Annotated in this window: 2 protein-coding genes and 1 pseudogene; all 3 read left to right on the top strand. The window is 50.3% G+C overall.

From position 1 onward, the window contains the following. Nucleotides 1-50: 50 nt before the first annotated feature. Nucleotides 51-473: a conjugal transfer protein MobA gene (mobA, locus tag DXA74_RS15360; protein ID WP_004329664.1), complete on the top strand. Its 423-nt coding sequence runs from the start codon at nucleotides 51-53 to the stop codon at nucleotides 471-473. After that, nucleotides 458-1627: pseudogene (gene mobB, locus DXA74_RS16890) on the top strand (conjugal transfer protein MobB); the annotation flags it as partial. The gene mobA and the pseudogene mobB, both read left to right, overlap by 16 nt. A gap of 96 nt (nucleotides 1628-1723) precedes the next feature. Then, nucleotides 1724-3247 (top strand): YWFCY domain-containing protein (locus DXA74_RS15350; protein ID WP_233550584.1); only part of this gene is annotated, 1524 nt, incomplete at its 3' end.

Genomic DNA, 3247 nt, shown 5'->3' with positions numbered 1-3247 from the left:
TGCGGGGGTAAAAATCACTCCGAAGTCGTAATTTTTTAATTCAAAGAAGTATGGAAACAAGAAGAACCAACAAGGGCGGTCGCCCCGCCCTCGCAGACCCGGCGAAGCACCGCCATGTCCTTTACCTGAATGACCGGGAGAACGCCCGCTTCCTCTCGCAGTGGGAGCAGTCTGGCGTTACGAGCAAGTCCCGTTTCATCGCTGCCCGGCTGTTCGGCGAACCGTTCCGGGTGGTGAAAGTGGACAAGTCGGCGGTAGAATACTGCGCCCGGCTGACTGAATTTTACGCCCAGTTCCGGGCGGTTGCGGTCAATTACAACCAAGTTGTAAAGGCGTTGCACAGTAACTTTTCGGAGAAAAAGGCACTGGCTTTTCTCTATAAACTGGAGAAAGTGACCACCGAACTGGCTATGTTGAACCGTCAGGTTATCGACCTGACAAACGAGTGCAAGGAACTATGGTTGCCAAAATAAGCACGGGCGGCAATATGTTCGGCGCACTGGCATACAACCAAAACAAAGTGGACAGCGAGGAAGCAAAGGTGCTTTTCTCCAACCGGATGCTGTTAAGCGAGGACGGGAATTTCTCTATCGGCGAGTGTATGCGCAGCTTCGAAATGCAGATGCCCGTCCAGCTATCCACCAAGAAGCCGATACTGCATATTTCCATAAACCCGCACCCGGAAGACGTGCTGACCGACCAGCAGCTTTCCGACATCGCACGGGAGTATATGCAGAAGTTGGGCTACGGCGACCAGCCTTATTTGGTGTACAAGCACACAGACATCGACCGCCACCATATCCATATCGTAGGGTTGCGGGTGGACGAGAACGGCAGACCGCTGAATGACAGGTTTGAGCATCGGCGCAGCAAGCAAATCACCCGTGAACTGGAAAAGAAATACAACCTGCACCCGGCAGAGAGGAAAGCGAGGACGGAACGCCCGGAACTTAAAAAGGTGGACTACACCGCCGGGGACGTGAAGCACCAAATCGGCAACACCGTGAAAGCGGCTTGCTATGGCTACCGCTTCCATTCATTCGGGGAGTACAAGGCGTTGCTTGCCACCTATAATATATGCGCCGAGGAAGTCAAAGGCGAGGTAAACGGCAAACCCTATCAAGGCATTGTCTATTCCACTGCCAATGACAAGGGCGAAAAGGTGGGTAACCCGGTAAAGGCTTCCCGCATCGGCAAGTCGGTGGGCTATGAAGCGGTACAGCGCAGAATGGAGAAATCGGGCGAGGCAATCAAGAACGGGAAACTGAAAGAACGCACCCGGAAGATTGTCGCCACTGCCATGCAGACTGCCCGTAGCCGCAAGGAATTGGAACAGCAGCTAAAGAAACAGGGCATTGACGTGGTATTCCGTCAGAACGACAGCGGGCGCATCTATGGCGTTACGTTCATCGACCACGACAGCCGGGTGGTGCTGAACGGTTCTCGCTTGGGCAAGGAGTATTCGGCGAACGTGTTCAACGACCTGTATTCCGATGAAAGAAAAACGGATATACAGCGGGAACAATCCACGCATCAAGAACAGCCGGGCTTCACGCCGAAAGCCGACATCGTTTCGGGCGTGGCTTCCGTGCTGGGTGCTTTCGGCGGTTTGCTGGGCGGCGGTGCATCAGGCGGTGAGGAGCCGCAGGACACCGCCCGCCAAAAGAGAAAGAAGAAAAAGAAGCGCACAAGGCGCCTTGACTACCTAAAAAAATATACAATTATGCAGCAAGAAGATGATTTGAGAGGGCTTGCAAGGGTCATGGACTTTATGCGGGCTGTCAGTATTTTATTCGTGGGAATAAACGTGTACTGGTTCTGTTACTCCACCCTGAAAGAGTGGGGAGTGACCTTTGAAGTGATAGACAAGATACTGTGGAACTTCCAGCGCACTACCGGGCTGTTCTCGTCTATCTTATGGACAAAACTATTTTCGGTGGTGTTCCTCGCCCTGTCGTGCATTGGCACTAAGGGCGTGAAAGAGGAAAAAATAACGTGGACGAAGATACATTGTAGCCTTGCGGCGGGTGTGGTGCTGTTTTTCCTGAACTGGTGGATGCTGGAACTTCCCCTGCCACACACGGCAGGTACGGTATTTTATATCGCCACGCTGTCGGCGGGTTACATCTGTATGCTCATGGCGGGTACGTGGATGTCCCGCCTGTTGAAGAACAACCTTATGGATGATGTCTTTAATACCGAGAACGAAAGTTTCATACAGGAAACAAGACTTATCGAAAACGAATATTCCGTAAATTTGCCGACCCGGTTTTATTATAACAAGAAATGGAATAGCGGCTGGATAAATGTTGTAAATCCGTTCCGTGCCAGCCTTGTATTGGGAACACCGGGCAGTGGTAAGTCTTATGCGGTGGTAAATAGCTACATTAAACAGCAGATAGAGAAAGGTTTTGCCTTATATTGTTATGATTATAAGTTCCCTGACCTTTCAGAAATCGCTTATAATCATTTGCTTAACCATTTGGACGGTTACAAGGTGAAGCCGAAGTTTTACGTTATTAATTTTGATGACCCACGCAAGAGCCACCGATGCAACCCGATAAACGCCAGCTTCATGTCGGACATTGCGGATGCCTACGAAGCCAGTTATACGATTATGCTTAACCTTAATCGCAGTTGGATAAGCAAACAGGGTGATTTTTTCGTGGAAAGTCCGATTATCCTTTTGGCGGCTATAATTTGGTATTTGCGCATCTATCAGGGCGGTAAGTATTGCACGTTTCCCCATGCCATAGAACTGCTGAACAAGAAATACGCCGATGTTTTCACGATTTTGCGCAGCTATCCCGAACTGGAAAACTACCTTTCTCCATTCGTGGATGCTTGGGAGAGTTCGGCGGTCGAACAGTTACAGGGGCAAATAGCCAGTGCGAAAATCCCGCTTTCAAGGATGATAAGCCCGGCACTTTACTGGGTAATGACGGGCGATGATTTTTCACTGGACATCAACAACCCGGCAGAGCCTAAAATCTTGGTTGTCGGCAACAACCCCGACCGTCAGAACATCTATTCGGCGGCACTGGGGCTGTATAATTCCCGTATCGTGAAGCTGATAAACAAGAAAGGTCAGCTTAAAAGTTCGGTGATAATAGATGAACTACCGACCATATATTTTCGTGGGCTTGACAATCTGATTGCAACCGCCCGAAGCAACAAAGTGGCGGTTCTGCTGGGCTTTCAGGATTACAGCCAGCTTACCCGTGACTACGGGGACAAGGAAAGCAAA

Source organism: Bacteroides sp. OF04-15BH, from assembly GCF_003477995.1.
Classification (GTDB): Bacteria; Bacteroidota; Bacteroidia; order Bacteroidales; family Bacteroidaceae; genus Paraprevotella.
Note: the sequence above shows the minus strand (reverse complement) of the source record. Positions and strands in the feature narration are given on the sequence as shown.

Excerpts from the sequence above, each read along its gene's own strand:
- mobA (WP_004329664.1), top strand. The coding sequence starts at position 51 with ATGGAAACAAGAAGAACCAACAAGGGCGGTCGCCCCGCCCTCGCAGAC.